The organism is Neisseria sp. P0021.S007 (assembly GCF_051956855.1).
In genome coordinates this window covers 1-701 of sequence record NZ_JBQCXA010000504.1, presented here as the reverse complement: position 1 = coordinate 701, position 701 = coordinate 1, and the positions used below count along the sequence as shown (strand labels likewise).

The 701-nt window shown below is 53.9% G+C and carries 1 protein-coding gene; it reads right to left on the bottom strand.

Annotation, left to right across the window (positions count from 1 at the left end):
- Positions 1–136 precede the first annotated feature (136 nt).
- Positions 137–701: NADP-dependent isocitrate dehydrogenase (locus ACTHUR_RS14270; protein ID WP_440399215.1), on the bottom strand; the 565-nt coding region annotated here is incomplete at its 5' end.

Genomic DNA, 701 nt, shown 5'->3' with positions numbered 1-701 from the left:
CATCTCTACGGCTCATAGCTTTGTTCATCCACTAAGGACAAGTTGGTACTTTAGAAAGATTAAAAAGGTCGTCTGAAAACCTTTGCATACAGGTTTTCAGACGACCTTTCATGTTTACAGCGTTACTGTAACACTTTTACAGCTTTGCCAATGCTTGATTGAACGTTTCGCTCGGACGCATGGCTTGGGCGGCTTTTGCAGCATCGGGGGCGTAGTAGCCGCCGATGTCGGCTGCTTTGCCATGTGCGGCGGAAAGTTCGGCAACGATTTTCGCTTCGTCGGCGGTCAGGGTTTCTGCCAACGGCGCAAACGCTGCTTTCAATTCCGCGTCTTTATCCTGCGCTGCCAATTCTTGCGCCCAGTAGAGGGTGAGGTAGAAATGACTGCCGCGGTTGTCGAGTTCGCCTGCTTTGCGTTTGGGCGATTTGTCGTTCAACAGCAGTTTCTCGGTAGCGGCATCCAGCGTGTCGGCGAGGACTTGGGCCTTGGTGTTGCCGGTTTTTTGCGCCAGATGTTCAAACGATACGGCGAGCGCGAGAAATTCGCCCAGCGAGTCCCAGCGCAGGTGGTTTTCTTCGAGGAACTGTTGGACGTGTTTCGGTGCGGAGCCGCCCGCGCCGGTTTCAAACATGCCGCCGCCGTTCATCAATGGAACGATGGACAGCATTTTCGCGCTGGTGCCGAGTTCCAAAATCGGGAAC